The sequence below is a fragment of the Nitratiruptor sp. YY08-26 genome (assembly GCF_016593215.1).
Lineage (GTDB): Bacteria > Campylobacterota > Campylobacteria > Campylobacterales > Nitratiruptoraceae > Nitratiruptor > Nitratiruptor tergarcus.
Map to the genome: position 1 here is coordinate 962,523 of NZ_AP023063.1, position 17,917 is coordinate 980,439.

Below are 17,917 nucleotides of genomic sequence, written 5' to 3' on the forward strand. Positions count from 1 at the left end.
TTATTGAAAAATCTTGAATGGCATTTGTAAAGTTCTTTTAATAATATTCAAAGGCGCTTGGAGAGTATCTTTTGTGAGCTGCGTATTTACTAGGGGATCTTTAAGAGAGCCACTTAAAGAGAGAGTAGTAGCAATTGAGCCATCTTTTCCAAATAAGAGATATCCTGCCACTGGTATTTTATTGAGAATATTTGTTACAGATTTTAAAGTGATAAGTTTTATTTGCATAGTAATAGTATCTTTTGGTAAATCGACAATACCATATCCATCAAAAGTAAGGGAGTTTGAAACTAAAAAGAGTTTTTTAACAAATATTTTGCCATTTACATATGCAAAATCTATATGCCCGTTTTTTACAAAAAGTCCTTGTGTACTAAATCCGGGATCATTGAATGTGACGAGTGCTGGGACAGTATTTAAAAAAGCAAATATATTATTAAGGGCTTTAAGATTTTTAATATAGGTTTGCGAAAGAGTAACTTTTCCACGAAAATTGTCTCTATCTCCATGTGCTATAAGAGAAAATGTTCCTCCACTAAAAAACTGTTTTTGTAAAAATGTATTTATAAAATCGTCAGAAAGCCCAGTAGCACGAAGCGAAAAGCTGTTGCCTCTTTGTTTAAAACCTATCTCTCCTTCCTTGTATTTTCCATTGAAAGTTATATTGTGGTTATTTATTACAGCTTTGGCGGTATCGAGTTTGAGTGGTCTATTTTTAATATAAAGTGTTGTATGCAAAAGTGATAGTCTTATTTTTTTGTTGAGAGTATCACTCTTTTTTCCTGACGTAAGATTTATGTCTACATTTTTTATAGCAATAGCGATCTCTTTATCGATAACTGCATCTAAAAAATTATTAAGAGAAATATGTACATTTTTTTTGATAGTTCCCCTCACATAAAAATTTTCTATATATTTTCCATTTTCACTAAAAAATCTATTTGGCTTGAGAAAGAAACTCTCAAAATCAATTCCATCTTCTTTAATAAAAATGTTCGCTTTTCCCTGTTTTGGCGAAAGCTGATGCAAAAGTGGAGAGTATTTTTCTAAAGCAGGAAGATCATAAATAATAATCTCTTTATCCTTGTCAAATTTTATATCAATATTAACATTTTTCAAATGGATCCACTGTTTTTGAAGATTGCAAAGCACTATATCTTTTATATTTTTGGCATCAATAATAGTGCTATATCCTTTTTGGAGAAAAGCTTGTTTGATATGAAGAAAAAATTTACATTGATCTTTTGCAAAATCTATAAAGCCTTTTGCATTTGTATCTAAAATTTCAGCTATTTTTACATTGCCATTTTTAAGATAGAGGGTATCATTATGGAGTTTGAAAAGTGTGTCAAAAAAATGAAATTTAACTCCTTCTAAATATATTAATGCATTTTTAGTAAAAAAGTCTCCTGAAATATCAAGTTTGTTACCTTTAAAAAAGAGAAGAATGGAGAGCTTAGCATCTATAGCTCCTTTATAATGTTCAATCGGAATATCTATATTATATGCATGAAGTACCTGTTTAATTGTATTATCAAGTCTACTTTTTGTTTGCAAATGTATCAAAATACGAGATTTTGCAAAATGGGATAAATCCGAAATTTTTACATATGAGCCTTGAAGATCTTTATTTTTATAGCGAGGTTCAAAAAGCTTAAACTCTAAAGTATCTTTACTATAATGTAATTGAACTTTTTTTACAAAAGCTGGCGAGAGTTTTGGATGAAATTTTACTACTACACCTTTCGCTTCCGCTAAAGCTTCAAAAGAATTTGGAGTAAAAGGTTTTTTGAGGTTGTGATGTAGTCTGAAAGAGAGAAGTTTATACTCTTTTGCTTTGATATACTCATAACTCCATTTTTTTATATCATTATGTAATGAGAAATGACGAAATATTAAACGAAGATTTTTATTGGTAAAAGGTTTACTGTTGGCAAGACAAAAGAGTTGCGTTCCCTCTTTCCTTACTTGTAATGAGCCTTCTACTCCTTCAAAATTATAGAATCCATGAAATTCTAAATAATTATTTTGTATTCCAAGATCACCATTGAGACGGAGATTGTAAGGAGTGAAATAAAATTTCTCTACTTTTGCTCTTATCACATTTTTAGTTGGATAGAGACGGAAAAGTGTTTGAAAATTGTCGCTTTTTGCTAGAAAAATATCTTTTTTATATATGATAGTTGCTTTTTTATTATTAAAATGGATATCGCGTAATGTTATTTGTTGAAAAATTTTTGGTAAATACTCTAATAGTTTGCTGATAGTGCTAATATCAGTTTTTTTTGATTGCGAAGCAGGAAGATATATATCATTTCCTTCAACTATTAGTTTTTTATCTAACTTGAGATACAATTTTCCAATTTGGAAAAGAGGAAGTCGAAGATGTTCTATTGTTATTCCCTCTTGGAGAAGAAAATAAAAAAGTGAGGCAAGTAAAATTGTGGCAAGAAAAATAGTTAAAGCGATTTTTTTTATTGTAGAAATTGTTTTAATTATCATTGTTTCACTACTCTTTTACTTTGCAGAACCAATTCATTTACAAAGCTCTCAAATCTATATACCTCGAGGGACAATAAGCAAGATTATATCATACCTGGATAAAAGAGGAATAGATAGTTTTTTTATAGATAGATTTACACTTCGCTTCATTGGTTATCCGCAAAGTGGATGGATAGATTTGCATCACAGAAGACTAAGAAGGCTAGATTTTCTCTACTTATTAACAAAATCGAAAGCTGCTCTTATAAAAATCACACTGATACCAGGTGAAACAACTTATACTATTATTGATGAACTAGCAAAGAGATATCATGTGTCACAAAAAGTGTTACAAAATGAGTATAATAGAGTGGCGCCATACCCTGAAGGTGTATTTTTTCCAGAAACCTATGCGATCCCAAAAAATATGGAACCCAAAAGAGTTATACAGCTTTTGGTTCATCTTTCACTGGCACGACATAAAAAGCTCTCGTCCAAATTTTATGGCACATATAATCAAAAACTTTGGTTTGAAAAAATTGTAACTATTGCTTCCATCATCCAAAAAGAGGCTGCAAATAGAGAAGAGATGCCACTTATCGCCTCTGTTATTTATAACCGACTTAAAAAAGGTATGCCTCTACAAATGGATGGTACACTTAACTATGGACAATATTCTCATGTCAAGGTATCTCCAAAACGTATTCAAGAAGATAGCAGCAGATTTAACACATATAAATTCTTCGGACTTCCACCCTATCCAGTATGTATAGTCAGCAAAGAAGCAATCGCAGCTGCCGTATTTCCTGCAAAAACCTCCTATCTCTACTTTGTCCGTATCTCAAAAGGACGACATAAATTTAGCAAAACTTATAAAAATCATTTGCAAAATATCAAACGTGTGCAAAAATGAAACAAAAACTTTGTGAGATTTTCTTTCATAGTCTCTCTTGAGAAAAGTTAAATTATTTAATTGTTACTATATGAATGTAATAAATTTTGAACAAGAGGAGAAAAAATGGCAAAAGCGAAAGTGGTTTGGACGAAGATAGATGAAGCACCAGCTTTAGCAACATATTCGTTGCTTCCAATTGTAGAATCTTTTACAAAAGATAGCGGCGTAGATATTGAGCTCAGGGACATTTCACTTGCTGGCAGAGTTATCGCTGAATTTAGTGATAGACTCCCTGAAGATAAAAAACAAGCAGATGAACTTGCATATCTTGGTGAACTAGTACTTAAACCAGAAGCAAACATTATTAAACTTCCTAATATTTCTGCTTCTATTCCACAGCTTGTAGCAACTATTAAAGAGTTACAGTCTCAAGGATACGATATTCCAGATTTCCCAGAAGAGCCAAAAACTGCTGAAGAGGTTGAGCTGAGAAATCGATTTGCAAAACTTCTTGGATCTGCGGTAAACCCTGTGCTTCGACAAGGAAACTCTGATAGACGCCTTAGTAAAGCAGTAAAAGAGTATGCGAAAAAATTCCCACATAAAATGAGACCAGTGAGTCCTGATAGTAAGAGCTATGTTGCACATATGGACAAAAATGACTTTTATCAAAATGAGCAATCTTTCATTAGCGATAAAGATCAAACAGTAAAACTTGTTTTTGAAGGACAAGATGGAAAGACAGAAGTACTTAAAGAAGTTGATGTTAAAAAAGGTGAAGTTTTTAGTGCGGCTTCACTTAATAGAAAAACGCTTCGAGAATTTTATGAGTGTGTTATCAATGACGCGAAAGAGAAAGATATTCTCTTTTCACTTCACGTAAAAGCTACTATGATGAAAATTTCTGATCCTGTAATGTTTGGTGATGCGATTCGAGTCTATTTCAAAGAACTATTTGATGAGTATGGTAAAGAGCTTGAAGAGATTGGATTTGATCCAAATAACGGTTTAGTAGATTTGGAAAATAAACTCTCTAAACTTCCTGATGGCGTGCAACAAGATATTAAAAATAAAATTCAAGAGATTCTACAAAAAAATGCTCGCATGTATATGGTGGATAGTGATGCAGGTATCACAAATCTCCATGCACCAAATGATGTTATTATTGATGCTTCTATTCCTGCAGTTATCAAAAATGGACTTCAAGGATGGGGACCAGATGGAAATACAGCTGATACAGTAATTACTGTTCCAGATAGAACTTATGCAAGAATGTATAAAGAAATTGTATCTGACATTGTTAAAAATGGACAATTTGATCCTGCAAAAGTTGGAACTGTACAAAATGTTGGTTTGATGGCAAAAAAAGCGGAAGAGTATGGAAGTCATGACAAAACTTTCTTCCCACCAGAAGATGGATATATTAAAACAATCGATGAGGATGGTAACACTTTGATGTGCCATGAAGTAGAAGAAGGCGATATCTGGAGAGCATACAGTGCAAAAGATGAAGCAGTAGTAGACTGGGCAAAACTCGCAGTAAGAAGAGCAAAAGAGAGCGGATATCCAATTGTTTTTTGGCTTGATAGCAACAGAGCACACGATGCTAACCTTATCAAAAAAGTAGTTGATGTTCTTAGAGGTGAAGATCTTAGTGGTGTTGAGTACCACATTATGGCTCCTGAAAAAGCGATGCGCTATACGCTTAGAAGATTTAGAGCAGGTGAGGGAACTATCAGTGTAACTGGTAACGTGTTAAGAGATTATCTCACAGACCTTTTCCCAATTATCGAAGTTGGTACAAGTGCGAGAACACTTTCAATTGTTCCACTTTTAGCAGGTGGTGGTGTATTTGAAACTGGAGCCGGCGGTAGTGCACCAAAACACGTAGAGCAGTTTTTAAAAGAAGGGCACCTACGATGGGACAGTCTTGGTGAATTTATGGCGCTTGTTGAATCACTCAAACTTGCAGTAAAACAAGGTGCAAGTGAAAAAACAACTATCATCGCAGATGCTCTTGATAGAGCTGTTGGTAAATATCTTAACAATGATAAAACTCCAAAAAGAAAAGTTGGTGAGCTTGATAACAGAGGAAGCCACTACTATCTTGCTACATACTGGGCTGAAGAGCTTGCAAGCTGCGGAGATAGCGAACTTGAAGCCAAATTTGTTCCAGTTGCACAAAAACTCAAAGAGAATGAGGAAAAAATCTTAGAAGAGATAAGAGCTGCTGAAGGTAAACCTACCGATATTGGCGGATACTATCATCCAGATGATGAAAAAGCCTCTGCAGCAATGAGACCAAGCAAAACATTTAACGAAATTATTGATAATATTTAAAAAACTTGAGGGCTTTTGCCCTCAAAGAAAGGAATGTCAATGCCAAAAGGTTCAAAAGTATCAATTGTAGGTGCAGGTGGAAATGTTGGAAGTATTGTTGCATACTCTATTGCAATGCAAGGACTTGCACATGAAGTTATTTTAGTAGATCGTGATAAGGATAGAGCAAGAGGGAAAGCGCTTGATATGAACCAAGCTGCAGCAGCTCTTAGAACACACTCAGTTGTGAAAGCAGCGGAGAGTTATGAAGATATAGCCGATTCAAAAGTTGTTGTTATTACTGCTGGCTTTCCTAGAAAACCTGGAATGAGTAGAGATGATCTCTTATTTGCAAATGCTGATATAGTGAGTGAGGTAACAGAGAATGTTGTCAAGCATGCTCCAGACTCCATTATCATCGTTGTAACAAATCCCCTTGATACAATGACGTATGTTGCTTTGAAAAAGAGTGGATTTCCAAAAAATAGAGTTATTGGAATGGCTGGGATACTTGATGGTGCAAGAATGACCCACTTTATTTATGAAAAACTTGGATTTGGTGCTGGTCAAATACGTGCTACTGTTATAGGTGGCCATGGAGATTATATGGTACCCCTTCCCCGCTACTCTACAGTCGCAGGCATTCCAATAACTGACCTGTTAACTCCTGGAGAACTTGCAGAAGTAGTTGAAGCAACAAAAAAAGGTGGTGCACAAATTGTCAAGCTTATGGGAACAAGTGCATATTTCGCTCCTGGTAAAGCTACAGCAATTATGGTAGAAGCGATTTTGAAAGACTCTAAAAAGATCTATCCATGTTCAACACTTTTAGAGGGAGAATATGGCGTACATGGTATTCCAAATGGTGTACCTGTAACTCTTGGAGCTGATGGGGTTGAAGAGATAATTGAGTTGCAACTTACACCTAAAGAGCGTGAGGAGTTTGATAGGAGTGTGGCATCAGTTAAAGAACTCATTGATATCTTAGAGAGCCAAGACTACTTTGGAGAAAAAAAATGAGAATCGTGCAATATGGCGATATAGTCAAGGCAATTCGCGATACCATCATCTACTCTACCACACATTTAAGTGAAGATATGCATAAAGCTTTACAAGAGGCTTTAGAAAAAGAGGAGAGTTTAGTTAGTAAAGCAGTCTTAGAACAACTGTTAGAAAATGCAGAAATTGCAGCAAACGAAAATAAGCCACTTTGTCAAGACACAGGACTTGCAATCTTTTTTGTCAAAATGGGAGAAGATGTAAAAGTAGAAGGTGGAAGTCTTAAAGAAGCAATTTTTGAAGGAACAAAAAAAGGATATGAAGAAGGATATCTCAGAGCTTCTACATGTGACTGTTTTACCAGAGCAAATCTTAAAGATAGTGTGGGTTACAACCTCCCTCCGGTTATCTATTTTGATATTGTTCCAGGCGATAAAATAGAGATAGAGTTTGCAGCAAAAGGTGGTGGGAGTGAGAATGGTAGCCGCGCAAGAGTTTTAGCTCCAGCTCAAGGTAAGGAAGGTATTAAAGAGTTTGTAAAACAAGTTGTGAGTGATGCTGGACCAAATGTGTGTCCTCCTATTGTAGTTGGAGTTGGCATTGGCGGAAGTTTTGATTATGCCGCGGTAATGAGTAAGCATGCACTCTTTCGTAATATTGGTACTCCAAACCCTGATCCAGAACTTGATGCTTTTGAGAAAGAGATCTTAGAAGAGCTCAATAAATTGGGAATTGGTGCAATGGGAATGGGTGGCACGCAGACCGCACTTGCAGTTCATATTGAAACATATCAACCAGGCAGAATGTGTCATATCGCATCACTTCCAGTAGCAGTTAACATTCAGTGTCACAGTTCTCGACATGCACATATAACCATTTAAGGATTTAAAATGGCTGAGTATAAACTAAAGACACCATTGAGTGATGAAGATGTTGAAAAACTAAAAGCTGGAGATATTGTATATCTTACAGGAACCATTTATACTGCAAGAGATGCAGCGCATAAAAGACTTGTTGATCTGATTTTTGAGGGAAAAGAGCTTCCTTTTGATTTGCATGGAGCAGTTATCTACTATGTAGGGCCAACTCCTCCAAAACCGGGAGAAGTAATTGGAAGTGCTGGACCTACAACAAGTTATAGAATGGATAGCTACGCTCCAATTTTGATTGAGCATGGCCTCAAAGGTATGATAGGCAAGGGAAAAAGAAACGATGCAGTTAAAGAAGCATGTAAAAAATATAAAGCTGTCTACTTTGGTGCAGTAGGGGGCGCAGGTGCACTTTTAGCAAAACGCATAAAAGATGCTGAAGTAATAGCATATCCGGAGCTTGGCCCTGAAGCGGTTCGCAGAATTGTAGTAGAAGATTTTCCGGTTGTTGTGGTCAATGATACCTATGGTAATGATCTCTATGAAGAGGGTCGAAAACAGTGGGCAAAAGTATAAGAAAGGAGTAATGAATGAATATACATGAATATCAAGCTAAAGAGATCTTTCGTGCGTATGGCGTACCTGTTCCAAGAGGAGAGGTAGCTTTTACTGGACCAGAAGCAAGAGAAGCAGCACAAAAACTTGGTGGCAACCTCTGGGTTGTAAAAGCACAAATCCATGCCGGTGGTCGTGGTAAAGCTGGCGGTGTAAAACTCGCAAGAAGTCTTGATGAAGTAGAAAAAATTGCTGAAGAGATGATAGGCATGACCCTCGTAACACATCAAACAGGTCCTGAAGGGAAAAAAGTAGAGAAAGTTTACATCGAAGAGGGCGCAGATATCCAAAAAGAGTACTATCTTGGAATGGTGCTTGATAGAAGCTCTGAAATGCCAGTAATGATGGCTTCTACTGAAGGTGGTATGGAGATTGAAGAGGTTGCTGCGAAGACTCCAGAAAAGATCATCAAAGTAGTAATCGATCCTACAATCGGTTTTCAAGGATTTCATGGAAGAAAACTAGCGTTTGGTTTGGGATTAGCAAAAGAGGAGATAAGACCATTTATCCAGTTTGCAGAAGCTCTCTATAAAGTCTATATGGATAAAGATGCAAACCTCATAGAAATCAACCCACTTATTAAAACAGGTGATGGCAAATTTTTGGCACTAGACGCAAAAATGGGCTTTGATGATAATGCTCTTTATAAACATCCTGATATTCATGAGATGAGAGATTTGAGCGAAGAGGATCCAGTAGAGCTTGAAGCTGCTAAATATGGCCTTAGTTATGTAAACTTGGATGGAAATGTTGGATGTATGGTAAATGGTGCAGGTCTTGCAATGGCAACTATGGATATTATTAAACATGAAGGTGGAGAGCCAGCAAACTTTTTAGATGTCGGTGGTGGTGCAAATCCTGATACTGTTGCAAAAGGGTTTGAACTTATTTTGAGTGATAAAAATGTTAAGAGCATTTTTGTCAACATCTTTGGTGGAATTGTTCGCTGTGACCGCATTGCAAATGGTATCTTACAAGCTACGCAGCAAGTAGAAGTCAATGTGCCAGTTATTGTCAGACTAGATGGAACAAATGCCCAGGAAGCGGCAGAAATCTTGAAAAATGCAAACATCAAAAACATCATTCCTGCTACTGATTTGGCTGATGGTGCAAGAAAGGCTGTTGCAGCTGCGAAAGGAGAGCTATAATGAGTATTTTGGTTAATAAAGATACAAAAGTTATTGTCCAAGGTTTTACTGGAAAAGAGGGAACGTTTCATAGTGAGCAGTGTATTGAGTATGGTACACAAATAGTTGGTGGTGTTACTCCTGGTAAAGGTGGACAGACACATCTTGATAGACCAGTATTTAATACTGTAAAAGAGGCAGTAGATGCTACTGGGGCAACTGTAAGTATGATCTTCGTTCCACCCGCCTTTACAGCAGATGCTGTGATGGAAGCAGCAGAAGCTGGGATTGAACTTGCTGTAATTATTACTGAGGGAGCTCCAGTTAAAGATATGATGTATGCAAAGATGTATGCTACAAAAAATGGAATGAAAACTATTGGACCAAACTGTCCTGGAATCATTACTGCTGAAGAGTGTAAAATCGGAATTATGCCAGGATTTATCTTTAAAAAAGGGCCAGTAGGACTCATTTCCAAGTCAGGTACACTGACTTATGAGGCGAGTAACCAGGTTGTAAAAGAGGGTCTTGGAATTACAACTGCTGTTGGAATTGGAGGAGATCCAATTATTGGTTTAAGTTACAAACAACTCCTCCCTATGTTTGAAGCGGACCCTGAAACTGAAGCAATTGTTATGATTGGTGAGATTGGTGGAACGTTAGAAATAGAGGCCGCTGAATTTATCAAAGAAAATATTACAAAGCCTGTTGTAGCGTTCATTGCTGGCCAGACTGCTCCAAAAGGTAAACGTATGGGACATGCTGGTGCGATAATCAGTGGTGGTCAGGGAACTGCACAGGAAAAAATGGATGCGCTTGCCGCAGCTGGAGTGCATGTTGTCAAATCTCCTGCTGATATTGGAAAAACAGTAGCAAAGGCGCTTGGCAAATAATGAAGAAAAGTTTTGCAGTTGCAAATATTCGATGTGAGGGGTGCGCAAATAGTATCAAAAAAGCGCTCTCTCCCTATTTTGGATATGTTGAAGTGGATCTTGCAAAAGAGCCTCGAATAGTAACAGTCGAAATAAAAAATAAGATTGATAAAGAGAAATTAAAAGAGATATTAATAGGTCTAGGTTATCCTTTATATGAACAAAAATTATCCACAATGGATAAATTAGGCCTCAAAACAAAAAGTTTTGTGAGCTGTGCTGTCGGCAAATTTACTTTAGATAAAGGAGAATGATATGGGATTGATAAAAGCCCCTGAAAACACACCTGTATGGGTAGAAGAGAAGAACTGTAAAGCGTGTGACCTTTGTGTTGCTTATTGCCCGGCAGGTGTTTTGGCAATGGTTCCTGAACCAAAAACGATTCTTGGTGCAATGGTAAAGGTTGTTTACCCTGATAGTTGTATAGGATGCAATGATTGTGAACTTGAGTGTCCAGACTTTGCAATTATGGTGGCTGATAGAAAAGAGTATAAATTTGCAAAACTCAGTAAAGAAGCAAAAGAGCGAGCTGAAGCTATTAAGAAAAACCACTATATGGCTCGTGAAGAAGATATTAAAGCACTTTGTGCGTAAGGAGAGGTAATGGCAAGAGAAGTAATATCTAGCGGTAATGAACTGGCTGCAAAAGCAGCGATTGATGCAGGATGTAAATTTTTTGGGGGATATCCTATTACACCTTCGAGTGAAATTGCACATGAAATGAGTGTATTACTTCCAAGAGTTGGTGGAAAATTTATCCAGATGGAAGATGAGATTGGTGGAATTGCAGTTGCACTTGGTGCTAGTATGAGTGGTGTAAAGTCTATGACAAACACTTCAGGCCCTGGTATCAGTCTTAAAGCTGAGCAGATTGGTTTAGGATTTATGACCGAGACTCCACTTGTAATCACAAACGTTATGCGTGGTGGTCCATCAACTGGTCTTCCAACACGTGTACAACAAGGAGATATTAACCAGGCAAAAGCACCAACTCATGGTGACTATAAATCGATTTCTTTTTGTCCTGGAAGCCTTGAAGAGTGCTACACTGAAGTTGTGCGAGCTTTTAATGTGGCAGAAGAACTCATGACTCCAGTATTTGTACTTTTGGATGAGACTCTTGGCCATATGCATGGAAAAGCAGTGCTTCCAGATTTAGAAGAGGTACAAGCTTCGATTGTGGATCGTGCAAAACCAGATCCATCTATTCCTAAAGAGGAATTCAAACCATTTGATGTGCCTCAGGATAAACCAGCAGTTATCCCACCAATGTTCCAAGGATATAGATTTCATTTAACAGGTCTTCATCATGGACCTACAGGATTCCCAACAGAAGATGCCGAAATTTGTCAAAACTTGATTGAAAGACTTCATAGAAAAATAGATTCTAGAAGAAAAGATCTCCTTGATAGCTATGAAGAGTATATGCTTGATGATGCTGAGTGGCTCATTGTTGCATATGGTAGTGTGAGTAGAAGTGCAAGAGAAGCGATTAACCGCCTAAGAGAGCAAGGCGTAAAAATTGGTATGTTTCGACCAATTACACTCTGGCCAAGTCCAGAAGATAAGATGAAAGAGATTGGTGAGAGATTTCCAGCAGAGAAAATTTTGATGCCAGAACTCAATATGGGACAATACATCGATGAAGTAGAACGAGTTATGAAAAAACGACCTGTAGCACTTAACAAGGCAAACGGTCGTCCAATCAGCCCGGCTGAAATCATAGAAAAACTCCAAGAGATGGGTATATAAGGGGGAGAAGATGGCTTTTAATTACAACGAATATTTACGAACGGACAAGATGCCAACGCTTTGGTGTTGGGGATGTGGTGATGGAATTATTCTCAAAGCAGTGATTCGAGCAATTGACAGTCTTGGTTGGAATATGGATGATGTATGTGTGGTCTCAGGGATTGGATGTAGTGGCCGATTTAGCTCATATCTCAATTGTAACACTGTTCACACTACACACGGACGAACTGTTGCCTATGCAACTGGGATCAAGCTCGCAAATCCAGATAAGCACGTAATTGTCGTAGCAGGTGATGGTGACGGGCTCGCAATCGGTGGGAACCATACAATACATGGATGTAGAAGAAATATTGACCTTAACTTCATATTAATTAATAACTTCATCTATGGCCTTACAAACTCACAAGTAAGCCCTACAACACCAAAAGGAATGTGGGCAGTTACTACTCAATATGGCAACGTTGATCCAACCTTTGATGCATGTGAGCTTGCAAAAGGTGCGGGGGCTACTTTTATTGCACGTGAAACTGTTACAGATCCGAAAAAATTGGAAAAGATGTTCATTAATGGTTTCCAACATAGAGGATTTAGTTTCTTTGATGTATTTAGTAACTGTCACGTGAATTTGGGACGAAAAAATAAAATGGGTGAAGCAATACTAAATCAAAACTGGATTGATAGCATTACAATGTCAAAAGCAAAATATGACAAACTTCCAGAAGAGGAAAAAATCAACTATTTCCCAACTGGAATCTTGCATCAGGTAGAAGATCAGATGGAATACTGCGATGCGTATGATTTAGTTATCGAAGCGGCACAGAACAAGAAAAAAGTAGATATTCCTATTCAGGTTAAATCTCGCTAATTTGGGGTTTTTACCCCTTTGAATTGCTACACTCATAGTAGTTATTCACTAGAATACAAAAACAAACTCAAAGGAAGTTGACTATGAGACATCAATTACGATTTACAGGAGTTGGCGGTCAAGGTGTTTTGCTCGCAGGTGAGATTTTGGCTGCTGCAAAGATTAAAGCAGGTGGATATGGTGTAAAAGCTGCAACCTATACCTCACAAGTCCGAGGCGGCCCTACTAAAGTGGATATAATCTTGGATGATGAGGAGATTTTGTATCCTTATGCAAATGAAGGTGAGATAGAGTATATGCTTTCAACTGCGCAAGTAAGTTACAATCAGTTTAAAAGCGGTGTAAAAGATGGTGGTATCATTGTATTTGAGCCAAATCTCGTAACACCAACACAAGAAGACCTTGATCGATGGGAGATGTACGCAATTCCAATTATTACTATTGCAAAAGAGGAAGTTGGAAACGTTGTTACCCAGTCTGTTGTTGCTCTTGGTGTGACAATTGAGATGACAAAGGTTCTTCCTGAAGAGCTTGTATATGAGACAATGATCTCCAAAGTTCCACCTAAATTTGTTGAACTTAATAAAACTGCATACAATCTTGGTGTAAAATATGCAAGAGAAGCAAAAGAGAAGGGCAGAATCAAAACTGTAGCAGAAGCAGAAGCACTGAAAGCAAAAGATATTTGTGCAGTATAAGCTCTAGCCTTTTGGCTAGGCTTTTTCTTCTATTCTATAAAGTTTACTACCTTCTCTTAAATAGCAAAATTTGTCTTTGGTTAGCTTATGGAATAAAATATACTGCTCACACACTAAAATTTTATTTGCTGTGCCTTTTTTCTCATTTGTATGGTATGCCTCATAAAGAATTTGAAATTTTTTTCCACTCTGAGCATCATAAACAATATTGTTTTTAACAGTAATATTGTTCGATATATATTGTTGATGCTTCATGGTAGCTAGGACACCACCATATCCAAATATTGCCAGAACTATTGCTAAAGCCAGTTCTTTAAAGTTTGTAATAATAAAATATGCCATTAAAAGTAAAGAACCTAATATTATCCAAGCACTTCTTGTATAGTAAGTTAAATAAATCTGCAACGCTAAAAAGCCTAGAGTTGCAAGAGTAATTACTATTTTTTTCATTTTACTCCTCCTATAATACATTTACCAAACCCATCATTAAAAGAAAAGAGTTTGGGGATAGATTGCGTTAACATTACAAAGTGTTGACGCGTTTTTTACAATTCACAGCCAATAGCACCGATGAAGAATATCTGTTCCTCCTTGTCATTCAATGACCCAACAAAGCCTATTTGGATTCGGGCTAGCCTGAATACACCTATGAAACGCTATTGGAGATAGTTGTATCTACCATTCCATAAATTCAGGAGGCTGTGTAAGGTCTGAATCAAAGATGAAGGAGTCAAGAGCGTATTTTATGTTGGTATCGATATTGCCAAACGGAACCATGTTGCTTGTGTTATTGATGAAAAAAACCAATTGGTTATCAAACCTTTTATGTTTGCAAACAACCAAGAGGGTTTTTGTAAACTCCTAACAAAACTTCAATCCCTTGCATGCAGTATTGAAGAAGTGCTTATTGGAATGGAAGCAACAGGGATGATGTTTGAAAACCTTTATCGCTATCTTCACTCACTCTCATACTCTGTGGTATTATTAAATCCATACCAGATAGCCAAGTTTAGAGAGTTAGATACGATGAAACGAGTAAAAAGTGACAATATCGATACAAAGATGATAGCGGCTCTTTTAAAGAGTGGACGCTATGCCCAGGGATATGTGAATGAAGATATGCTTCAATCCCTACGCACTCTTTATCGCCACAAAGCCTCTTTGGAAGATCAACTTAAAGCCAACAAGCATCAAACATTGACACTGCTTAATGTGGTTTTTCCTGAATTTGAACATATTATCAAAGACCCTTTTAGTGTCACAGGGATGGCTCTACTTTCGAAGTATCCTACAGCCAAACATTATGAGTATGCCGGTGTGGATAGAATTTTAAAAACCTTTCGAGGTATTAAAGGCAACAATATGAACACAAAAGTTTTTAGATGCTGCCAAAACAACTGTGTACAGTGGTGACGGCAAAGATGGGCGTGCCTTTACCATAAAGGCAAATATCGAAATGATTCACTTTCTTCAATCCTCTATAGAAGAAACCAACCGAGCTATGATGGCTCTGTTTGATACTGCCAAAGAGATTTCAAAGGAGGATGAAGCGCAAATCAGTGACATTATTGACAATCTTCGCACCATCCCTGGTGTAAGTGACAAAACCATTTTAGCCCTCTTAGCTGAATATGGCCCTTTGGATAGATTCTATAGTGTAAAAGCTCTTGTTGGCTATCTTGGTCTTTATCTTTCGCAAGAGCAATCAGGTGAAAGTATCAAAGGTGGCCACCTTGCTAAAAGAGGAGCAAGATTAGCCAAAAGAGCTATCTATCTTGCCGCTATTGCAGCCGTGCGGCACAATGATGAACTCAGACAAATCTATCTCGATTATCGCTCCAAAAGACGGGCAAAGAAAGAATGTCTCATTATTGTTGCACGAAAACTTCTTGCCATTATCTATGCCATTTATAAGCATAATGTCCCTTATGAGCCAAAAAGAGTCTTTGTGGCAAATCCTATAAACTGACTTTTTCATCTTTTTTATGTGCCATTGACAGTGAATTGTTAAAGAACGTATCAACCAATCCTATATCGGCTCATACAAATTTACTTTGATGAAACAGTAGTTTCATCTTCAAAGTGTTTCATTCCGTTCATACAGATTGAAACACTTTAAGGATAAAACCTATACTCATGCTCTCTTTTAAAATCCCTGCCGTTTAGGTTATTTCTTATAAAACGGCTTTTTGTAATTATAGCACTATCGAAGCAAATGATAAAAAACATGCAATATTTTCTTACATTAAACTGTCACCAGTTTAAAAATAATATGAACTAACCACAACTTAATCTGACAGAAGAGAAAAAAAGAGTATACTTTCTCCCAGAAGAAGGGAGAGAATGATGAATCTACAAACACAAGATAAGATTGTCACCTGCAATGTTAAAATACACCACAGACGCAAGATGAAAATGTACCATCCATGAGATGAGGAAATATAAGAGAATATAATCGCTTCCAAAAATATTTGGAGGCAATAGTGATTACATACGAGGAGTTTGTGATGGTACATACACTTTACAGACAAGGATACAGCATAAGAGCTATTGCAAGGATGACGGGACTTGATAGAAGAACCGTATCCAAAAGACTCAAAGAGGATAAGCTTCTGCCAAGAAAACCGAGAGTTTACAAATCGAAGCTCGATCCATACAAAGAGTATATAAAAAAGAGAATAGCTCAAGGGTTGCCGGATAAAATTCCTTCAACGGTAATATACCGGGAGATTACAGCAAAAGGGTATGAGGGGAAGATAAGAATATTGCAGGCGTTTATGAGCGGGCTTTATAAAGAGCATATGAGCGTAAAAGAGGAAGAGGTAGTGCGATTTGAGACAGATCCGGGCGAGCAGGCGCAAGCTGACTGGACGGTGATACGAAGAGGGAAGAATCCCATTTATGCCTTTGCGATGATTTTGGGCTATAGCAGATACGCATTTATCTGCTTTACAGACAATATGCGCTTTGATAGTTTTATAGATTGTCATAAAAAGGCTTTCGCCTTCTTTGGGGGAGTGCCTAGAACCATTCTTTACGACAACCTCAAAAGCGTGGTGATAGAGCATAACGCTTACGGGAATGCAAAACACAGATTTAATGAGAGGTTTTTGGATTTTTCCAAAGAGTATGGATTTATTCCAAAACTTTGTAAACCCTACAGGGCAAAAACAAAAGGGAAGGTAGAGAGAGTTATAGGCTATATGAAAGGAAACTTCTATATTCCTTTGAAAGCAAGACTCAAAAACTCTTCGCTTGTTATAGATACAAAGCTTCTTAACAGCCAGATATTTCAGTGGCTTGAAATTGTTCATAATAGAGTGCACGCAACAACGAAGCAAAAACCAAAAGAGCTCTTTATAAAAGAGCAAAAAGTTCTGCTGCCGCTAATAATTTCAGCCAAGCCAAAAAGCTTGCATAACAAAAAAGAATATGACAATTGCATAGATAAAAAGCTTTCCTTGTCAAATAAAAAGTATAAAAACAGCATAAACATACATAATACAGCTAAGAGTTCTTTAGAGGAGTATGATGCGCTTTTGGGAGTTTGCCATGCATAAAGAGATACACAGTATAAATGAACAGATACAAGAGTATGCTGCGCTTTTTAAACTTCCTGCCATTAAAGAGAGCTTTTCATCCATAGCGCAAGAAGCAGCTAAAAAGAATCTTTCATACAGCCACTTTTTGCTTGAGCTTTTTAGATATGAACATCAAAAGAAGATAGAGCGTTCAAAAGCAACAACACTAAAAATGGCAGGCTTTCCAAAAGTAAAGACCATAGAGATGTTTGATTTCTCATCTTCTGCGGTAGATAGAAATATTATTAATGAACTTTCTACTTTAAGATTTATAGAGAATGCCGAAAATATCCTGCTTATTGGACCAAGCGGTGTTGGGAAAACCCACATGGCCATAGCTTTGGGATATCTTGCTACACAAGCAAGAATAAAAACAAAATTCATCACTGCAGCAGATCTGCTTTTACAACTTGAGATTGCGCAGCAGACCAACAGGTTGCAGCACTATTTCAAAAAGGTTATCAATACGGTAAAACTCTTGATTATCGATGAATTTGGCTATATCAAGCTCAATGAAAACCAGGCCAATCTCTTTTTCCAGGTTATCAATAAACGGTATGAAATAGGATCAATTATCATTACAAGCAATCTATCTTTTACAAAATTCAAGGAGGTGCTCAACAATGATGAAGCGTTAACTACAGCAATACTTGATAGGCTTATTCACCATAGCCATATACTCAATATCCAAGGTGAAAGCTACAGGCTTAAGCAAAAAAGAAAAGCTGGTGTCCTTACTGGACTCGATAACAATTTTTAGTTTCAAAGTGGTACATTTTCACTT

The 17,917-nt window shown here is 37.0% G+C and carries 18 protein-coding genes; 16 read left to right on the top strand and 2 right to left on the bottom strand.

Going from position 1 to position 17,917, the window contains the following annotated elements:
* Positions 1-2,502, bottom strand: coding sequence for an AsmA-like C-terminal domain-containing protein (locus tag JG738_RS05265; protein WP_201336896.1), 2,502 nt, complete (start codon positions 2,500-2,502; stop codon positions 1-3).
* Here JG738_RS05265 and mltG point away from each other — a divergent pair.
* The 12 genes from mltG to JG738_RS05325 all read left to right on the top strand — a co-directional run bounded on the left by mltG (position 2,444) and on the right by JG738_RS05325 (position 13,552).
* A complete protein-coding gene (gene mltG, locus JG738_RS05270; RefSeq protein ID WP_201336897.1) occupies positions 2,444-3,394 on the top strand; it encodes an endolytic transglycosylase MltG in 951 nt (316 codons plus the stop codon). The two genes, JG738_RS05265 and mltG, sit on opposite strands and share 59 nt — an antisense overlap.
* A 105-nt stretch (positions 3,395-3,499) precedes the next feature.
* Positions 3,500-5,716, top strand: coding sequence for an NADP-dependent isocitrate dehydrogenase (locus JG738_RS05275; protein ID WP_201336898.1), 2,217 nt, complete (start codon positions 3,500-3,502; stop codon positions 5,714-5,716).
* A gap of 39 nt (positions 5,717-5,755) precedes the next feature.
* A complete protein-coding gene (gene mdh / locus JG738_RS05280) occupies positions 5,756-6,715 on the top strand; it encodes a malate dehydrogenase (protein ID WP_084275828.1) in 960 nt (319 codons plus the stop codon).
* Positions 6,712-7,575: a fumarate hydratase gene (locus JG738_RS05285; protein ID WP_201336899.1), complete on the top strand. Its 864-nt coding sequence runs from the start codon at positions 6,712-6,714 to the stop codon at positions 7,573-7,575. Before mdh ends, JG738_RS05285 begins: the two co-directional genes overlap by 4 nt.
* A gap of 9 nt (positions 7,576-7,584) precedes the next feature.
* Entirely contained in the window at positions 7,585-8,139 is a 555-nt protein-coding gene (locus tag JG738_RS05290) for a Fe-S-containing hydro-lyase (RefSeq protein ID WP_201336900.1), read from the top strand.
* 14 nt (positions 8,140-8,153) lie between these two features.
* Positions 8,154-9,326 carry an ADP-forming succinate--CoA ligase subunit beta gene (gene sucC / locus JG738_RS05295; protein ID WP_201336901.1) on the top strand — a complete coding sequence of 391 codons (1,173 nt, stop codon included), beginning with the start codon at positions 8,154-8,156 and terminating at the stop codon, positions 9,324-9,326.
* Positions 9,326-10,198: a succinate--CoA ligase subunit alpha gene (sucD, locus tag JG738_RS05300; protein WP_201336902.1), complete on the top strand. Its 873-nt coding sequence runs from the start codon at positions 9,326-9,328 to the stop codon at positions 10,196-10,198. Before sucC ends, sucD begins: the two co-directional genes overlap by 1 nt.
* Positions 10,198-10,491 carry a heavy-metal-associated domain-containing protein gene (locus tag JG738_RS05305; RefSeq protein ID WP_201336903.1) on the top strand — a complete coding sequence of 98 codons (294 nt, stop codon included), beginning with the start codon at positions 10,198-10,200 and terminating at the stop codon, positions 10,489-10,491. The genes sucD and JG738_RS05305 overlap by 1 nt, the downstream gene beginning before the upstream one ends.
* A gap of 1 nt (position 10,492) precedes the next feature.
* Positions 10,493-10,831, top strand: a complete 339-nt coding sequence (locus JG738_RS05310) for a 4Fe-4S dicluster domain-containing protein (RefSeq protein WP_201336904.1) — start codon at positions 10,493-10,495, stop codon at positions 10,829-10,831.
* A gap of 9 nt (positions 10,832-10,840) precedes the next feature.
* A complete protein-coding gene (locus JG738_RS05315) occupies positions 10,841-11,989 on the top strand; it encodes a 2-oxoglutarate synthase subunit alpha (protein WP_201336905.1) in 1,149 nt (382 codons plus the stop codon).
* Between the two features lie 10 nt (positions 11,990-11,999).
* Positions 12,000-12,854: a 2-oxoglutarate ferredoxin oxidoreductase subunit beta gene (locus JG738_RS05320; protein ID WP_201336906.1), complete on the top strand. Its 855-nt coding sequence runs from the start codon at positions 12,000-12,002 to the stop codon at positions 12,852-12,854.
* Between the two features lie 83 nt (positions 12,855-12,937).
* Positions 12,938-13,552: a 2-oxoacid:acceptor oxidoreductase family protein gene (locus JG738_RS05325; RefSeq protein ID WP_201336907.1), complete on the top strand. Its 615-nt coding sequence runs from the start codon at positions 12,938-12,940 to the stop codon at positions 13,550-13,552.
* Positions 13,553-13,567: 15 nt separating this feature from the next.
* Here the strand turns inward: JG738_RS05325 and JG738_RS05330 are convergent, their stop codons facing one another.
* Entirely contained in the window at positions 13,568-14,002 is a 435-nt protein-coding gene (locus JG738_RS05330) for a hypothetical protein (RefSeq protein WP_201336908.1), read from the bottom strand.
* A gap of 309 nt (positions 14,003-14,311) precedes the next feature.
* On the opposite strand from JG738_RS05330, the gene JG738_RS05335 reads away from it, so the two are divergent.
* From JG738_RS05335 to istB, 4 genes are all read left to right on the top strand, one after another.
* A complete protein-coding gene (locus JG738_RS05335) occupies positions 14,312-14,965 on the top strand; it encodes an IS110 family transposase (RefSeq protein ID WP_255536106.1) in 654 nt (217 codons plus the stop codon).
* Positions 14,952-15,521 (top strand): transposase, encoded by a 570-nt coding sequence (locus JG738_RS05340; RefSeq protein WP_201336909.1) that lies wholly within the window; start codon positions 14,952-14,954, stop codon positions 15,519-15,521. Before JG738_RS05335 ends, JG738_RS05340 begins: the two co-directional genes overlap by 14 nt.
* Before the next feature lie 502 nt (positions 15,522-16,023).
* Positions 16,024-17,112 (top strand): IS21 family transposase, encoded by a 1,089-nt coding sequence (gene istA / locus JG738_RS05345; protein WP_201336910.1) that lies wholly within the window; start codon positions 16,024-16,026, stop codon positions 17,110-17,112.
* Entirely contained in the window at positions 17,084-17,893 is an 810-nt protein-coding gene (gene istB / locus JG738_RS05350; protein WP_370583670.1) for an IS21-like element helper ATPase IstB, read from the top strand. Before istA ends, istB begins: the two co-directional genes overlap by 29 nt.
* Positions 17,894-17,917: the final 24 nt, after the last annotated feature.

Bases quoted from the DNA above. Each gene is read 5' to 3' on its own strand.
- JG738_RS05265 (WP_201336896.1), bottom strand. From the start codon at position 2,502: ATGATAATTAAAACAATTTCTACAATAAAAAAAATCGCTTTAACTATT.
- JG738_RS05275 (WP_201336898.1), top strand. From the start codon at position 3,500: ATGGCAAAAGCGAAAGTGGTTTGGACGAAGATAGATGAAGCACCAGCT.
- mdh (WP_084275828.1), top strand. From the start codon at position 5,756: ATGCCAAAAGGTTCAAAAGTATCAATTGTAGGTGCAGGTGGAAATGTT.
- JG738_RS05285 (WP_201336899.1), top strand. From the start codon at position 6,712: ATGAGAATCGTGCAATATGGCGATATAGTCAAGGCAATTCGCGATACC.
- JG738_RS05290 (WP_201336900.1), top strand. From the start codon at position 7,585: ATGGCTGAGTATAAACTAAAGACACCATTGAGTGATGAAGATGTTGAA.
- sucC (WP_201336901.1), top strand. From the start codon at position 8,154: ATGAATATACATGAATATCAAGCTAAAGAGATCTTTCGTGCGTATGGC.
- sucD (WP_201336902.1), top strand. From the start codon at position 9,326: ATGAGTATTTTGGTTAATAAAGATACAAAAGTTATTGTCCAAGGTTTT.
- JG738_RS05305 (WP_201336903.1), top strand. From the start codon at position 10,198: ATGAAGAAAAGTTTTGCAGTTGCAAATATTCGATGTGAGGGGTGCGCA.
- JG738_RS05310 (WP_201336904.1), top strand. From the start codon at position 10,493: ATGGGATTGATAAAAGCCCCTGAAAACACACCTGTATGGGTAGAAGAG.
- JG738_RS05315 (WP_201336905.1), top strand. From the start codon at position 10,841: ATGGCAAGAGAAGTAATATCTAGCGGTAATGAACTGGCTGCAAAAGCA.
- JG738_RS05320 (WP_201336906.1), top strand. From the start codon at position 12,000: ATGGCTTTTAATTACAACGAATATTTACGAACGGACAAGATGCCAACG.
- JG738_RS05325 (WP_201336907.1), top strand. From the start codon at position 12,938: ATGAGACATCAATTACGATTTACAGGAGTTGGCGGTCAAGGTGTTTTG.
- JG738_RS05330 (WP_201336908.1), bottom strand. From the start codon at position 14,002: ATGAAAAAAATAGTAATTACTCTTGCAACTCTAGGCTTTTTAGCGTTG.
- istB (WP_370583670.1), top strand. From the start codon at position 17,084: ATGCGCTTTTGGGAGTTTGCCATGCATAAAGAGATACACAGTATAAAT.